Origin of the sequence: Parabacteroides goldsteinii (assembly GCF_020091425.1) — a bacterium.
Taxonomy (GTDB): domain Bacteria; phylum Bacteroidota; class Bacteroidia; order Bacteroidales; family Tannerellaceae; genus Parabacteroides; species Parabacteroides goldsteinii.
The window spans coordinates 4,850,403-4,868,226 of sequence record NZ_CP081906.1 but is presented as its reverse complement, the minus strand read 5'-3'; the positions used below and the strand labels follow the sequence as shown (position 1 = coordinate 4,868,226).

General features: G+C 36.5%; 11 protein-coding genes. All 11 read left to right on the top strand.

What is annotated here, in order from left to right; translation table 11 throughout:
* Window positions 1-294: 294 nt before the first annotated feature.
* The 11 genes from K6V26_RS20525 (at window position 295) to K6V26_RS20475 (ending at window position 17,796) form a co-directional block, all read left to right on the top strand.
* Window positions 295-2,301, top strand: a complete 2,007-nt coding sequence (locus K6V26_RS20525; RefSeq protein ID WP_052334433.1) for a methyltransferase domain-containing protein — start codon at window positions 295-297, stop codon at window positions 2,299-2,301.
* An 11-nt stretch (window positions 2,302-2,312) separates the two neighbouring features.
* On the top strand, window positions 2,313-3,698 hold the full coding sequence (locus K6V26_RS20520) for a galactosyltransferase-related protein (protein ID WP_010801430.1): 1,386 nt from the start codon (window positions 2,313-2,315) through the stop codon (window positions 3,696-3,698).
* 108 nt (window positions 3,699-3,806) lie between these two features.
* Window positions 3,807-6,506: an MG2 domain-containing protein gene (locus K6V26_RS20515; protein ID WP_224263705.1), complete on the top strand. Its 2,700-nt coding sequence runs from the start codon at window positions 3,807-3,809 to the stop codon at window positions 6,504-6,506.
* A gap of 46 nt (window positions 6,507-6,552) precedes the next feature.
* Window positions 6,553-6,843, top strand: coding sequence for a hypothetical protein (locus K6V26_RS20510; RefSeq protein ID WP_010801432.1), 291 nt, complete (start codon window positions 6,553-6,555; stop codon window positions 6,841-6,843).
* 87 nt (window positions 6,844-6,930) lie between these two features.
* A complete protein-coding gene (locus K6V26_RS20505) occupies window positions 6,931-7,620 on the top strand; it encodes a lanthionine synthetase LanC family protein (protein ID WP_010801433.1) in 690 nt (229 codons plus the stop codon).
* A complete protein-coding gene (locus K6V26_RS20500; protein WP_010801434.1) occupies window positions 7,613-8,842 on the top strand; it encodes a glycosyltransferase in 1,230 nt (409 codons plus the stop codon). The genes K6V26_RS20505 and K6V26_RS20500 overlap by 8 nt, the downstream gene beginning before the upstream one ends.
* Window positions 8,832-10,385, top strand: a complete 1,554-nt coding sequence (locus K6V26_RS20495; protein ID WP_048315728.1) for a vitamin K epoxide reductase family protein — start codon at window positions 8,832-8,834, stop codon at window positions 10,383-10,385. Before K6V26_RS20500 ends, K6V26_RS20495 begins: the two co-directional genes overlap by 11 nt.
* Window positions 10,386-10,712: 327 nt before the next feature.
* Window positions 10,713-11,711: a FecR family protein gene (locus K6V26_RS20490; RefSeq protein WP_010801436.1), complete on the top strand. Its 999-nt coding sequence runs from the start codon at window positions 10,713-10,715 to the stop codon at window positions 11,709-11,711.
* Window positions 11,712-11,833: 122 nt separating this feature from the next.
* Window positions 11,834-15,229 carry a TonB-dependent receptor gene (locus K6V26_RS20485; protein WP_122329044.1) on the top strand — a complete coding sequence of 1,132 codons (3,396 nt, stop codon included), beginning with the start codon at window positions 11,834-11,836 and terminating at the stop codon, window positions 15,227-15,229.
* Window positions 15,230-15,241: 12 nt separating this feature from the next.
* Complete coding sequence (locus K6V26_RS20480) at window positions 15,242-16,864, top strand: RagB/SusD family nutrient uptake outer membrane protein (RefSeq protein WP_195586137.1); 1,623 nt, start codon at window positions 15,242-15,244, stop codon at window positions 16,862-16,864.
* Window positions 16,865-17,232: 368 nt separating this feature from the next.
* A complete protein-coding gene (locus tag K6V26_RS20475) occupies window positions 17,233-17,796 on the top strand; it encodes an RNA polymerase sigma-70 factor (protein WP_010801439.1) in 564 nt (187 codons plus the stop codon).
* The last annotated feature ends 28 nt before the right edge of the window (window positions 17,797-17,824 follow it).

Genomic DNA, 17,824 nt, shown 5'->3' with positions numbered 1-17,824 from the left:
AAAAGGGTTTAAAGGATAATATTTGTTAAAGAATGTGATTTGTTTTTGTCTGGGAGGTCGGTTTATTTTGATTGGTGGGTTATGAATATTGTATATACTGTGTCATAAAGATTGTTTTAGTACGAATATTTAATCGTTTTGACTATTTTTCGTACGAGGCATAGGAGGCATTTATAAATCAATCTCAGAGTTTAATCTTTACTTTCTTTGACGTAAATAATGAGTGTAAAAAATAATTAGATCATAAATTCTTTCTATATTGCGCAATCTAGCACATCAAATAAAATAACAGCCATGAATACTATTCTAGATAAAGTATCATCTACCATGAAACAGGTAATTACCATGTATCAGTCGGCTTGTTCTTTAGGGGATCTGCTGCTACATAAACAAGCAGAAGCATTATTAAATAAGATAATAAGCCAAATATCCGTCATAATGCCTATGCAATTGGGCAATGGTATATTAGGAATAGCTTGTGGTGCTATTTATTTACATTATCACCATTATGTGGAAGGTGATATAGATGATTCTCTTTCAGAAATAGATCGGCAGATACTAATAAAATTGGATAATTATCTTAAAGGATCCTATCTACCATGGGCCGATTGGTTATATTATTTAAGGCTTCGTATCCTGTGTGAGAGATCGCCAAAAAGAAGGTTGTCCGAATTACGAATACATCAAGGTATAATTCTTTTATTTGATCACTTAGTTGAGGAATATCGAAGTGGATACATATTATCAGATTCAGAAATAGAAGAAATAAGGGCTTTACATTCAATGGGAATTTGTCCCTTACGAACTGGAGATTTACTTAGAGACTATGAAAAAGTGTGTTTTATTATCCCGGTACGGATTGACTCCAAGGAGCGTGAACGTAATTTGGATTTTGTAGTAGAACAATTAAGTCGAATAAAAAATGGAGAAATCTGTATCATAGAAGGAGACAGTCGGCAACATTATATGTTAAAACGTACCTATCCCAATGTATATTACCGGTTTATAAAGGATACTGATCCTGTTTTTTATCGTACACGTTATCTAAATGATGCCATTAGGCAAGTGCGATCATTGATTGTTGGCATTTGGGATACAGATGTATACGTTTCGGATTGTCAAATACAAGAAGCAATAGAAGCAATTAAGACAAAGAAAACAGTATTTAGTATTCCTTATAATGACCGGACTGTGATGTTATCACCGGAAAGTACAAATCGATTTATAATGGAGAAGACAGAAACGACTTTGCTTTATGAATATTTAGTGACTCATAGTTGCGGAGGCGCTTTTTTTGTAAACCGTAGTGTGTATGTCCAAGCTGGCGGAGAAAATGAACATTTTTATGGTTGGGGACCGGAAGATTTAGAACGCGTCAAACGAATGGAAATATTGGGATATTCGGTTACTCGGATAAAAGGTGACCTTTATCATCTTTACCATCCTCGAGGGAAAAATTCTCGTTATGCAAGTGAAAAATTGGAAATAAGAAATCGGGAAGAGTTTTTGAATATCTGTAAAATGGAGGTTGTCGAGTTGAGAGAGTATATTTCAACATGGGGCGATCGTTCTTCTATGAATCAGTTTATAGAAGGTTATCGGTTGGAGGAGAAGCGTAAAGCTGAAACTGACTTTTGGAAACAAGAGATCAGTCAATATTTACTATGGTATGATAATAAAATCTCTTATTTATATAATACACCAGCTCCTTTATCCGAACAGAAAATAATTATAAAAGATAATCCGATTTATTCTGCGATCCTGACGTGGACGGAATTACATCAACAACCTAAATACTTACATGATTTACAATTGCATTCTTCTATCTTTACAGGTAAAAAAGTATTGGATATCGGTGCCGGTCCGATACCTAGTGGCATCTGCTTTGAGGGATGCGAGTTGTATGCGGTAGACCCATTGATGTCGGATTATTGCAAGTTGGGATTTCCGCATCATCTATATCCTCAAGTCCGTTTTATAGAGGCTTATGCTGAACGATTACCTTTTGACGATCATTTTTTTGAAGTTATTATATCAGTCAATGCCATTGACCATGTAGATGATTTGGTAAAGGTATCCAAGGAGTTACAGCGAGTTGCCAAATCGGATTGTCTTTTTGCGATTCATACACATTATCACGAGGCTACAGTTTGTGAACCTATTGAAATAAATGATGAGATATTCGGAGATTTATTTAATTGGGTAAAAGGTCTTCGGATAGCGAATAAAACAAAATGCTCATTTAGTTCGAAGGTCGGTGAAGATGAATGGTATGTGTTATGGAGTAACATAAAAAAATAACGAAAAATGATATGAAAATACCACTAAATATACATCCTGATATTTTGTATGCGATTCGATTATTATCAAAAAGGAGAACAGAGAATATGGATAAGGCAATATCTATCATAAAGAATACCGTATCCGATTATGATACTGATCGCTATCCGGATTATTCGACAGGTTTGGCAGGGATAGGGTATGGAATTCAATATATGATTTGTACAGGTTTGATAGATGCGAATGGAGATGAAGTTCTTTCGGAATTTGATCGATATCTTTTTTCTACTGTCTGTTTACAACAGCATACGGACTTTAGCCATGCTACAGGCTTGCTGGGAATTGCTTCTTATTTTTTTGCCAGGCTAGAGGATCCTGGTGCTAACGATGAAAATTTGTCTACAGTAACGAATAGAACCATATTATTATCCATATTAGATATTTTATTAGCGAAGTTTGGAGTGAACGGATATTCTTCCTTCGAAAAGAAAGTAAAACCGCCGTCGAGTCTGCAAGAGCGGTCTGATATAGAAATGTTTATTCGAAAGTTTATTTCTCATGATATTTGTAATGAATTGGCATTGAAATTATTGAATAAAATAAAGCAAAATGAATCTTTGTCTGTAATGGTAAGTGATCAACCGATCGAAATAAATATGAGTGATGCCACAATTATCATACCAATACGTGCAGACAGTAATATACGAATTCAAAATTTGCAGACAATAATACGATTGTATACCGATTTAACAAATGCACATTTCATTATTCTAGAAGCAGATCAGATTCAACGCGTTCATTTAAATGATAGTGAACAGGTAAGATATCTGTTTCAAAAAGATGAAAATCCGATATTTTACCATACACATTACCGGAATGAGCTGATTAAGTTGGCCGAAACTCCTATTGTCATTGTATGGGATACAGATATATTAGTACCTGTAGTACAATTATACAAGTCTGTAGATGATATTAGAAAATGTCGAGCTGTATTATCTTATCCGTATGACGGCATTTGTTATACCCTCTCTCCCGATCTTAGCAATCGATTTCGGCAAACATTGGATTGGAAGGAATTAGCAAAGAAAAATAAGTGTCAAATGATGTTCGGTCAACTGACTGTTGGAGGCCTGTATGTAATTAATCGTGAAAAATATATGCAAGTTGGCATGGAGAATGAATATTTTGTCGGTTGGGGGCCGGAAGATGTGGAGCGTTTGAAACGGCTTACTTTATTGGATATACCTGTTTCCCGTGTGAGTGGTTGTATATATCATTTATATCATCCAAGAGAGTTGAATTCAGGTTATGTAAATCAATCTCGGAGTTTGACATTAAAGAAAGAACTCCTTCGAATATGCAGAATGGATAGAAGTGATTTATTTCGAGAAATTGCAACTTGGAAATGGCTAGTTTGATATTTGCTTTATTTAACATAAATGGCGGGCGCAAAAATGCTATGAATAATAAATTATTTTTATATTGCACAATCTGGAATTAAAGTAACCTTCATATGCCATTATTATATGAAACACGTTGGAATATATATATTTCTGTCCCTTTTTATAACCGTTACTATAATAAGAGGTAATGAAAAAGAGATTACTCCGGATTCTATTCCCGAATTCTTTTTGCAGCAACAAAACATTTTTCCTCAGGAGAAAATTTATGTTCAAACAGACAAGTCTAACTACTTGGTCGGCGACACTATTTGGTTTAGAGCTTTCCTGGTAGATGCCTGTATGCATACTCTATCCACATTGAGTAATTTCGTGTATGCCGACTTGTTGGATCCGCACAACCGATTGGTCGATAGAATTAAGATAATAAAAGAGAATGGGATCTTCCAAGGATATCTTGACTTGCCGGAAGATTTACATAGCGGAGATTATCGCCTGTGTGTTTATACCCGATATATGTATAAGGAGCAGAAAGAATACTTGTTTCAGAAGAAATTGACTATTGATAATTACATTTCTATGCGTTATTCGGTGGAATCCGTCTTTAAGTCCGGAGATAGAAAAGGAGAATTGATAGCCGATTTACATTTTAAAGAGTTTAACAACGGGAAATCAATTATACCGGATAAAGTTGAGTTTTACGAAAAGGAAGATAAAGTACGACAAGTGCCAACCGTTCAGGACGGGCATTTCGTGTTTAAGTTGGAGGATACTCCACCGGAGAACATGCTTCATTTTCAATATACGATCGGTGGACGTACACAAGGGCAATACATATATATTCCAGCATCGAAAAAAGACTATGATGTATCTTTCTTTCCGGAAGGAGGGGAGTTGCCTGGCGGTACCCAGTCACGAATCGCTTTTAAAGCTTTAAACACCGATGGTCTGGGAGAGGATATAAGGGGAGTGGTTTTAAATAGTCTGGGCGATACGGTAGTGAAGGAATTCCGTTCCTTGCATCTGGGAATGGGAATCATCCGTTTTTTTTATGACCCATCTCTTAGTTACTATATGGTCTGTTGGAACAGGCAGGGACTAAAAAAAGAATATACGTTGCCCTCTGTGACACCGAACGCCTGTACGCTTTCGGCTTATTGGCGGAAAGACAATCTTTATATTTCAATCAATAAGGATAGCAGAAATACGACAAATAAACCGTTATACCTGACTATCCTGTGTCGTGGTAAAATCCTATACAGTAAAAGATGGGAAAAGTATTGGGAAGACGGAAATTCTCTTCGTTTTTCTCAAAGATCGTTTCCGACAGGTGTATTACAGCTTCTGTTAACGGATGAGAATAATCTCCCATTAAGTGAACGATTGGTTTTCAGTCTCAACAAAGGAGAAAAAACGGTCGTGAATTTTCAAACAAATAAGAAGTATTACAGTAGTCGTGAACAGGTAAAAGCCAAGATTGAGGTTTTAGATCAACAAAACATCCCCCTGTCCACCACATTATCCGTATCGGTAACAGATCCAAATGTCGTAAGAATGGATACAGGAATGAATATCCTTTCCACTCTATTATTGACATCGGAGTTGAAAGGATATATTGAATCACCAGCCTATTATTTTTCAGGTGACTATGCCGAAAAGCAAGAAGAGTTGGATGCTTTGTTGTTGACACAAGGATGGAGCCGTTATAAAATAGCGGAAGTACTACAAGGTAAGGCGGGAATTCCGGGAAGTAGCCCTGAAACGTTCCAACAAATCAAAGGAATGCTGTATCAGGGAATATCCCAAAACAAGCCGGCTCCTAATTATCCTGTCCGCCTGTTTGCGACAGCGAGCGAGAAATTTGTGGAAAGTGAAACGCAGGAAAACGGTTCTTTCTGTTTTGACAATATCTTGTTTGCTGACGGTACGATCTTTGTAGTACAGGGAAGTACGCCGAAAGGGAAAAGTCAGGTTTTGCTGGAAGTCGAAAAAGATTCCCTGGGAATAACGGTAAATCCTTTTCCATTAGCGGTAAGAGAACCAGAAAGAGAGTGGATACAAGCAGAAACAGAGAAAAAAATTCAAATACTCAGTCAAGGAGATATCGCACGTACATACCAATTGGGTGAGGTGGAAGTAACGGCTTCAAGGATAAAAAAGAGACCATTTTTTTATATGTCAAAAAGTCCTTATTCTTCTGAATTCAATAAGTCTATTAGTGGAAAAGATTTAATAAATAGGTATCATCCAGGCAGTGTGATGGAGATGCTTCAACATCTAACCGGTGTATCTATTTGGAGGGATGGACCAACAGTTTATCCTTATATTCCATCTGAAAATCCTTTTAATGCAATACCTCCTCCTCGTGCATATTTATTGATGGACAATGTGCCGATAGATGCAAATGAGTTAAATGCCCTGATGCCGCAATACATAGCCGAAATGGAAGTTGTAAAAGGTGGTCGTATCGCAACAATGGGAGCAAATGGCGTAGCTGGAGCCATACTTATAACAACGAGTATGCTCCCTGTTGATCAGAAAGTTGTTTCACCAACAAATATTCAGACAATAGCGCCTATAGGCTATCAGGTTATAAAAGAATTTTATTCGCCGAAATACGAAGCAAAAGAACAAAAGAATTACTCGCAAAGAGATAACCGTTCTACGCTTTATTGGAGTCCGGATGTTCGGACAACAGAAAGTAAATCCGGCGAATTTCAGTTTTATACGTCTGATCAGACATTCTCTCCTTATATGATCGTATTGGAAGGATTATCTGAGGAAGGGAAATTGATCTATTGGAAGGGAGAGATTTCTGTAAAGTAAAAAGACTAAATTTATATATTTTATAAACTAATAAATTATTACAAACATGGGGAGTTTAGGTAAATTGAAATTAAATGATTCTCAGCGAGTAATGCAAGATGATGAGATGAAAGCTGTTATTGGTGGCTATACAGATTATGGAGGACATGTTGTTGATTATGGAGGTTGTACTCCTGATGCAGGTGTTTGTCAAGGTTCTTGTCCGGATTTTACTTATAATGATTCGAAGGGTATTCCTAGGTCAATGCCTAGATATTGTGTTCCATTAAACCATGTAAATGGTCCTGCTGTTAGTTGCGTATGTGCTACCAAAGATGCAACAGGTCCATGGGGATAGGTTTCCAATAAAAAATGGGAAGATGTGTTAAAAGTCTACGTTCCTTAATGGCTTTTTGACACATTTTCCAAATATTTTCTGTGATTTATGATCGATCGAAAAGAATTTTTACTCTCAAAAATTGCTGATAATTTATTAATCAGAAGTAGTTTTGAGGAAAATTTAGGACTTCTTCATGGAAGAATGGGGATTATTCTTTTTTTCTTCCATTATGCTTCTTATACAAAGAATAATCTCTACCAGCAAGTTGCAGAAGATTTGATTCATGATCTTTTTGAAGATATTCATAACGAATTGTCTTTTGATTTTAAAAATGGATATTGTGGTATTGGTTGGGGATTCGAATATTTGGCACAACACAATTTCTTATCTGATAATACCGGTGATCTATTAGAAGATATAGATTTGGAAATCATGAAAACTGATGTATATAGACTTACAGACGTAAGTTTAACTTCCGGTCTCTCCGGAATCTTACATTATGTATTGAGCCGCTTGTCAAATAAAATGTCATATTCTTTTTTTGATGAGATCTATTTAAATGATTTATATGAAGCAAGTAAAAATGTAATACGCAGGAATAGCACGAAAGAAAGTTTCGATCTTGCAAATTCTTTTATACTTTATAAAGAAAAAGGAATAATAAATTATTCTACAGACTTTCTTCTGGGAAATTTATTATCAAATAACCTTGAAGTGGATAAAATTGATCATAAGAAACTGGGATTAATAGATGGATATGCAGGTTGTGGATTAAATCTGATATTGAATGGATAAGAATGTCTACATATTAAATGAAACGTCTCTAGGAAATAATACAGGCGTTAATAGCTATATTAAACAGCTTGCAATCTATTTAACGAATAAGACTAATTTGAATGTTTATATTATAGATATATGCCTTGAACAAAAAGAATTTATTATTGAGTCGAAAAATTCTATATCTATTTATCATATTCCTATTCAATGGGAAATGTTGATAAAAAAGAAGAAGAGATACTATCGAAATATTTTTTATCTTTTAGAACCTTATTTAAAAAATACATCGGATAGTATATTTCTTGTTAATCTGTTTATACATGATGAAGTTATACGATTGCTCAAAGAGAAGTACTATAATATAAATATATTTTTTGTTGTTCACTATTTAGATCTTAATTACCTGGCAAAATGGGATACAAATATTCTAAATGACCTTTCTTCTTTAGAGGACACTATTGTCGATAAATTTAATATTCATCAACTAATAGAACGTGATAGGTTTATTTTCAATCATGTAGATAAGATCATCTGTTTATCTGAAGAAACGAAGAAGTTGTTGCAAACTTATTATCAATTAACAGAAAATAGAATATCTATTGTTTACAATGGATTGAAAGATGAAGCGATTTTTATTTCTAAAATGGAAAAACAATTATTAAAAATGCGACTGTCATTTAATAAAGATGATCGGATTATCTTATATGTAGGGCGTTTAGATCCGTATAAAGGAATATTTGAATTAATTCAAGCATTTAAGCAAATCGTAAACAAGACTCCTAATACACGTCTTGTTTTAGTAGGAGGTGGCGATATTAGTTTGTTTTTGAAAGAGTGTCAGGGTTTTTGGAGTAAAATAACTTTTACCGGACTAATCGATAAAGAATATGTATATAAGTTCTATCAAATAGCGACAATTGGCGTATTACCATCATATACGGAACAATGTAGTTATGCCGCTATTGAAATGATGATGCATGGATTGCCACTGATAGGAACAACTGCCGGTGGTATATCCGAAATGATCGAAGAGGGTAAAACCGGATATAAAATACACTTAAAAGAGGAAGATAATAAAAAAATACTAAATATAAACGAACTTGCTATTAAAATAGAAGAATTATTGTATGATGAAATAAAAAGATCTTTTTTTTCCAGGTATAGTAGAATGCGATATGAAAAATATTATCAGTTAAATATTATGGGGAATGAAATGGAGAAAATAATATATGGAAAATAACTTGTTGACTGCATTTTTAAAAGTGTTGAAAGTAAAACATACAAATGTATATAGTCAGAAATACTTTGAAGAACATCCCTATAATAATAGTTTATACGGACTTTCTACAATGCTAACTCATTATCGTATAGAAAACAGAGGGGTACGGGTGAAAGATATTTCAATAGACAATTTACCTCAAACTCCTTTTGTTACTAGTATCGGTAAGAGTTTTGTAATTGTTCTTGAAATTGCAAATGCAGAAGTAAAATGTCTATGGAATGATAAGAAGATCAATTTTACAATTGATAGTTTTCTGAAAGAATGGAACGGAATTGTTTTAATAGCTCAACCTGATGATTTATCGATAGAACCGAATTATTCAAAGAATAGAAGAAATGAGATATTCAAGAGATTATCCAAATCTCTGTTATTTTTATCTGCGATGTCATTTCTATTATTTTTCTATATTGATTATAGTATATATCTGAATATAAAAACAAGTATTTTATTGATATTGAGTCTGATAGGGGTATACATAAGTTTTTTGTTATTATCAAAAGAAATCAATGGATACAATCGGTCTGCTGATTATATATGCTCCATGTTAAAACAGGGAGATTGTAATAATATTTTGACATCTGAATATTCGCAGCTATTGGGATTAATAAGTTGGGCTGAAATTGGATTCAGCTATTTTGTATTCAATTTATTAGTAATTCTATTGAATCCCAGTTGGGTACGTTATTTATGCATCATGAACCTCTTTACACTCCCATATACGTTTTGGAGTATATGGTATCAAAAATACAAAATGAAGACTTGGTGTATACTTTGTCTTTCTGTTCAGTGTATATTAGGGAGTTATTTTATAACAGGACTATTTTCTGGTTATTTGACTTTTGTAAATTTCAATTTTATCGGATTCGGCATAGTCGGATGCTTATTTATTTTCTGTATAATCATTATAAATTTATTGTCTACATTATATCAACAGGCAAAACAAAAGAGAATACTTACATATAAAATAAATGCATTGAAAATCAATGAAGGTGTTTTTGTTACTTTATTAAAACAACAGCCCTATTATTCTGTGTCTGCAGATGATTCCAATATTCTTTTTGGAAATCCGGATGCAAAATTTAAAATAACAATTTTCTCAAATCCTCATTGTTCTCCTTGCAGGAAAATGCATACTCGTGTTAAAGTACTATTAGAGGCTAGAAACGATATCTCTGTACAATACATATTTTCTTCATTCAATGAATCTCTGGATATTTCAAATAAGTTCCTTTGCTCTGTTTATATAAATAAACCAATAGAGGTAGCCTCTCTCATCTATGATGAATGGTTTAGTAATGTTTCCCATACAAGTCAAGAGATATTTGACAAATATAAATTGGATTTGGAAAGCGTTGTGGTACAGGAAGAATTTGACAGACATATTAAATGGAAAAAAGTAACAGGAATTAGTGCAACCCCTACAATATTAGTAAATGGATATCAACTACCCACTCATTATGCTATAGAAGATTTGCTTTATTTAACAAAAGCAAATATATAAGCAACTATTCAGTAATTAATGAAAGTTTCTTGAACTATCTCACGATAGCTTCATAAGGTCTTTTACAATCAATAAATAACTTTCGAAGTAATTATTGTTTCTTTTACCTGTGTATCAAGCCTGAATGATCTTAATGCCCAATTGGTTCTGGAATATTGAAAGTTTATTTTAGGGGGTAATACATGAATTCAACCGCAAACCTCAGAATGAAGAAAAATTGTTGGTGAGTGGATTTATATGGAAAATATGAAAGTCCATATACCCTCCTTCTCTTTTTTTGCGCCTTTAATTATGATGGGGAAGTTTTTCTACTCATAAATTAAATAAATGGTGCAAATAGAAAACTACATACAATCTTTTCTGAATGGTACTTTAGATGCTGAAGGCCATGTTACATTGAAGCAATGGATCAAAGAAGCTCCGGAGAACAGAACTTATTTCCATGATACGGTTGCTGTCTGGAAAGCAGGCGGTATTGTATCTAATGCGGATGATTTTAATGTAGAAAAAGCTATTAGCAAATTTAAAAAGGAAAATAAATCATCCAACCGGATAAACTTCTATAAGTATGCATTCAGAGTTTCTGCTGTGGCGATTGTCTTTTTGCTCTGTGGTATTTCTTCTCTATTCTTTTTATGGCAATCGGAGAAAACGGCAGTGGAAGCGGTTGAGGAATACAAAGAATATGTAGTAGAGGTTCCTGCTGGGGCAAAATCTAAAGTTACATTCCCGGATGGCTCTGTTGTTTGGTTAAATGCCGGAAGTAAAGTTAAATATGATTCGAATTTTGCGAAGGAATCAAGAAATGTGGCATTATCGGGGGAAGGATATTTTGAAGTAAGTAAGAATGAAGAATTACCCTTTGTGGTGAATACCGGCAATTTATCAGTTAAAGTACTCGGTACAAAGTTCAATCTGAAATCCTATGAAGAAGACTCTGAGGTGAAAGTAACCCTCAAAGAAGGAGCGGTAAGGGTCGGAGATTTTCTGGCCGATGCCGCCCCGGTCGTGCTGAAACCGAACCAGCGGTTCACATTAAGGAAGGCAGATCTGGCAATGCAAGTCGATTTGGTGGATGCCAGCCATATAGAGAACTGGCGGAATGGAGCGATGATATTTGACAAAGTGTCGTTGGAAGAAATAGCTAAAGAACTGCAACGCCTGTATGATATACCTGTCCGGATAGAGAAAGAATCTTTGAAGAGGATAGTTTACTATTCGGATTTTCAAGAGAACGTAACCGTCGAAAAAGTTTTGGAAATATTATCCTCCGGAAATAAATTCAGATATGAGGTAAAGCCGGAACTTATTAGAATTTATAAATAACATTAAGTCTAATCTTTAAAATGAATGTGAATGAAGTAAAAGCAAATCTAACAAAAGGGGTAATAACCGTAAATACCCCATTTCTTAAGTAATTAAAAAGTTAAATCTTAAACAAGTGAAGTATGAAAAAAACATTTAGAAAATCTGTTCAGGACTTATTGGCTACAAGAGCAGGACGTCTGGCCAATCTTGCCGGTGTATTTCTTGTTGCCGGGACGCTTACATTAAGTGCAAGCACGTATGCGACTGAACATATGCTTTCCTTAAATCTTAAAAATGCCACGATTCGTGAGGCTATTGAATCCATCAAGAGCCAAAGTGAATTTTCATTCAGTCTGGATGTGAAAGACCTGAATCTGGATGAAAAAGTGTCTGTTTCTCTCGATAATAAATCGATCAATGAAGTATTGGCTGTGTTGTTTAACGGACGGAATGTGCGGTATGAAATCAACGATCGTCATATTGTGATTACTCGTGCCGGAAAAGTTGGACCGGAGTCAGTGATGCAACAGACTAAACGGATCACTGGTCGTGTTTTGGATGCAAACAATGAACCTGTTATCGGGGCAAACGTAGTAGTGGATGGAACGACAATCGGTACGGTTACAGATGTGGACGGAAACTTTACATTGGATGTTCCTGACGGAGCTACATTGAAGATCTCCTATATAGGTTATATAGAACAAACTATTCCGGTTGGAAAAAAGTCGGTTATCTCTGTTATTTTGAAAGAAGATTCACAGGCTTTGGATGAAGTCGTTGTGGTAGGTTTCGGTACGCAGAAGAAATTGAATCTGACAGGTGCGGTAACGGCTGTAACCGGTGAAGAAATGACGAAACGTCCGGTTACGAATGCGGCAACCATGTTACAAGGACAAGTTCCGGGTTTGCGTGTTAACCAGGGGTTGGGTGCACCGGGTGCTGAAGCAACCACTTTCCGTGTGCGTGGCCAGGGTACTTTCTCGAATGCCGGTTCCGATCCGCTGGTATTGGTAAATGGTGTTCCGGGCAGTATTTCTAACCTGGATCCGAGCATGATTGAGAGTGTTTCGGTATTGAAGGATGCTGCTTCTGCTGCTATCTATGGTGCGCGTGCTGCCAATGGTGTGATCCTTGTCACAACGAAACAAGGGGCAGAAGGGGATGGCAAAGCGCATATTGCTTATCATGGCAATGTAGCTATTTATAATCCGACCCGTATGTATGATTTGGTGACTAATTCTGCCGAATATATGGAATTGTATAATCTAGCCAAGAAGAATTCCGGTGCCGGAGAACGTTATACCCAGGAACAGATTGATGCTTACCGGAATGGAGGTGGTAGCGCACAATATCCTAATTTTGATTGGTTGGATTATATGTTTGATCCGGCTGTTGTTCAAAACCATAATTTGTCGATCGCTGGCAATGCAGGAAAGACTACATATAATGTGGCTTTGAATTTCGTAGACCAACCGGGTACGTTGAAAGGCTTCGATTATCAAAAGTATAATGCAACGGTCGATTTGACTTCACAAATTACGGATTTTATCAAGATTGGAACGTATACCAATTTGATGTATGGTGATCGTGATGAACCTCGTCAGGGACAAAGTGACGTGTTGTTGTCAACCTTGTCACAGGCCCCGACTTACATGCCGTGGTTGCCTGACGATGGTTCAGGGATGACCCGTTGGACAGGTTCTGCTTATTCGCACGAATCTCACAATAAAAATATGCCGGCTATCATTGGCACGGGTACGAATAAGAATTATCAGGATTTCGATGTGAATGCTCAATTGTGGTTGGATATCAATTTGGCTAAAGGGTTGACTTGGTACACGAAAGGTGCTGTTCGCTTACAATCTAACAAATGGAAGGAATGGGGAGGATCTGATGTCCCTATTTATGATTATCATACAGGTGAACAAACCGGTTATCTGGATAGAGGCGCAAACGGTTTGACGGTAGAAGACCAGCGTCGTTTTTATACGAATTTGTATACCTATTTGAAGTATGATTTTACAACTCCGAACCAGTATCATAACTTCAATATTATGGTAGGTTATAGCCAAGAGTCTGAAAAGTATGAAACGGTACGGGCATTTCGGAAAGAGTATGCGTTCGATTTACCGGTAATCGATGCTGGTTCTAATGCAAATTGGTCGAATTCGGGTACGTTGGAAGAATGGGCTATTCAGTCTGTTTATGCCCGTCTGAACTATAATTTTAAAGAACGTTATTTGTTTGAAGCAAATATGCGTTATGACGGTACGTCTCGTATCTCTTCAGAAAATCGCTGGGGTATCTTCCCGTCATTCTCTGCCGGTTGGCGTATTACCGAAGAAGATTTTATAAAAGATTTGAATCTGAATTGGTTGAATAATGCCAAGATTCGTGCTTCTTGGGGACAGTTGGGTAACCAAAACATTGGTTTGTATCCTTATCAGGCAATGATTGCCGGTGTTTCTAACTATCCGTTTGATAAGAAAACAGAAACAGTGGGTTATCAGCAGAAAGCGTATGCAAACCGTGATATCAAATGGGAAACGACTACAATTACCGACGTTGGCGTTGATTTGCAGGTTTTCAATGGATTGAATGTGACATTTGACTGGTATAAGAAAGTGACTTCAGACATTTTACGCTCTTCCCAAGTATCAGGTATTTTAGGTTTGGATGCTCCGACTGTCAATAATGGGGAAGTGGAAAACAAGGGCTTTGAAATTGCTTTCAATTATAACAACATGATTACGGATGGTGTCTTCAAAGGTTTGCAATACAATGCCGGTGTTTATTTTGACCGTTCAAGAAACAAATTGACTAAGTTTGGCGCGGAAGAAATCAGCGGTTATAATTTGAGAAGAGAAGGACTTCCTTATAATGAATACTATATGTTGGAGTGTATCGGTATTTTTGCGACGGAAGATGAAGTGAAAAATTCACCGAAACAATTTAATGATAATACGTTGCCAGGTGACCTGAAATATAAGGACCAGAATAATGATGGTGTGATTGACAACAATGACCGTGTGCCTATTTCCGGACGTTTCCCCGGATTTGAATATTCTGTAAATGCCGGTGCTAGCTGGAAAGGTTTTGACTTGTCTTTGCAAGGACAAGGTGTTTCGGGTAAGAAATGGTATACAAATGAGTGGGGAATTTATCCATTCCGCCAAGGTTCTGCTCCGACACGTGAATATGTAGAAGGCATGTGGACGGAAGAAAATCCGTATAATGCTAAGCATCCGCGTCTGTATTTTGATAATTTGGGCGGAAATAAGAATACCAGATCAAACACTTATATGCTACAGAATGCTTCTTATTTCCGTTTGAAGAATTTGACGTTCGGTTATACTTTGCCTAAATCAGTTACGGATAAAGTAAAGATGTCGAGAGTCCGGGTTTATTTCTCAGGGGATAACTTATTGACATTTACAAAATTTTATGGTTTGGATCCAGAACGTGAAGGAGATGGACGTGCTGCTGTTTATCCGCAGAATAGAATTTGTTCATTTGGATTGAATGTTGAATTTTAAAAGTAGAATGCAATGAAAAAAATAGTAAATATTATATTGGCTTCAGCTTTGTTGGTGGGTTCTACGACTTCTTGTAGTGATTTTTTACAGAAAGATCCTCCTACATCACCTTCACAGTCTATTTTCTGGCAGAAAAAGAGTGATTTCCAATCTGCATTGGCTGGTAGTTTTTCTATGGTATATGAATGGCCGGGAGTTATGTCGCAGATCGTGGCTTGTTTTGATAACCTGACTGACAACTCCATTTGCCAGCATGATGAGGATACCTACGGTAAGACTAAGACGATTGCTTTAGGTGATTTGGATCCGAATACTTCCGGGTATGTCACTTATATGTATAATCATTGTTATCGAGGCATTGCTCGTGTCCATTTGTTAATGGAAAACCTGGATGCTTATCAAGGAACTGATATGTCTGCTGACGAGAGATCTTTTATGCTTGCGCAAGCGAAAGCATTGAGAGGCTATTTTTATTCTTGGTTGTACCAGTGTTATCGGGAAGTGCCTTTGGTTACAGAGTCTTTGACAATGGATAACATGTATCAGCCAAAAGCTTCACGTGCTGATATTTATGCTCAGATAATGAAAGATTTCGATGATGCCATCGCCGCTTTGCCGGACAAACCTTATTCTGATGCTCAAATGTCCGGATATTTCTCTCCGGGTGCTTTGAAAGCATTTAAGGCTCGTTTGATGTTGGCCGAAGCCTACGATGATAAAGGAAATGCAGATCCTTCTAAAATGGGGGAAATTGTGTCTTTGCTGGAATCAATCAAGGGGTATGATTTGGCAGATCGGATGCGTGATAACTTTATATCTTCCATGCAACTGGCTTCTCCTGAGATTATGTTCTCTGTTCGTTACTTGGCTCCTAATACAACCCATAGTATGGACTTGTATTATGCAGCATGGACTACTTGCGGTGTGACTCGTGATTTGGTAGATGCATTCGAGTGTACAGATGGTCAGAAATGGGGTGAATCTCCGTTGACTGTCCCGGTCAATGAATCTTTACTGGCTACTGGAGAATTGGGAGATGCCAATAAAGCAGAAAGGGCTAAATTGTTCCAAAATCGCGATCGCCGTTTGTATGAAACGGTTTGCCATAGTGGCGAAGCTGATTTCTCGATGGATGGACAAGAAGGAGGTTCGGTGACAATTACCAATCAGATGCAAACCGGATTTGGTATGATGAAGTTGATTCAGCCGACCAAAGAAATGCCGAGCTATTCGACGATTTCTGATGCCGATGTTATCATTCTACGTTATGCCGAAGTTTTGATGATGATTGCTGAAGCAGAAAACGAAGCAAACGGGCCGACGCAGAAAGTGTATGATGCGGTTAATCAGATCCGTGTACGGTCAGGACAACCGGAGTTGCCTGCTGGTCTGACAAAAGATCAGATGCGTGAACGTATTCGTAACGAATGGCGTGTGGAATTTGTATTTGAAGGTCATCGCTATTTTCAGCTGAAACGATGGAAGTTAATGGACAAACTTGTGAATGGTGCGTCAGACCCTGCTTTGCCAACTTATGTAAAGGTCTTTAAGCCGGCATTCTATTATTTCCCATTACCACAAAGTGAAATTGATAAAGCCGGTGGCGTTTTGGTTCAGGATCCGAATTATAAATAAACCAATTCGTTAACAGTGATAGACAATACCGGATGAATAAATTTCTTTTATTCCATAAGTTGGGTATTGCTATTGAAAATTAACCGCTTTACATATGTACTATAGTGACTAAAAAAAACGGTCGTTTTTTCTAGTCATTTTTCATGTTGACCAGACAAAATCAATTCGGACATCTAAAAGTACTAAAAATCTGTGAGATACCATCTAATTGACAGCATAAAAATCAAAAGATTTTCTTGAAAAATAGTGACTAAAAAAAACGACCGTTTTTTCTAGTCACACATAGTTTTTACTAAAACTTTATGTGGTATGTATTGTGTTGATCTTTAAAGTAATACGGGGATTTATAGCAATATCTTTATTGTGTTATGATGGATACTCGTGATGAATTAGTGGAGTTGCAACAAGGAAACCATAAAATTTTTGAATGCTTATTCAAAAAGTACTATGTTTTTCTTTGCTATGAAGCACGTTCTTACATCACGGAAAAACACATCATTGAAGAGATTGTCGGAGATGTCTTCCGCTGGTTATGGGAGAACAGGGAAACGTTGGTTATTACAACTTCTATCCGGGCTTATCTGGTACGGGCTGTTCATAACGCTTGTTTGTCGTATCTGAGAAGAAATCAACCTGAATATATTGAAATTGATGACAATATAGCAGAAAGGAATACATTGTTTTCACTGGATGAATCTCCTCTCGATTATGTTCTCTCCAAAGAACTAATAGAGCGGGTTGGTAAAGCGGTGAAAGAATTGCCTCCTCAATATAAAAGGGTTTTTGAGCTTAGCCGATATAAAAATCTAACCTATGCGGAGATTTCGGAAGAAATGGGTGTTTCCGTGAATGCCGTTAAATTGTATCAGAAAAAGGCGTTGGCACAACTCCGGCAGGTTTTGAAAGAGTATTTACCGGCTTCTCCGGACTGATCGGATTGAAGTAAATTGTTATCATTCG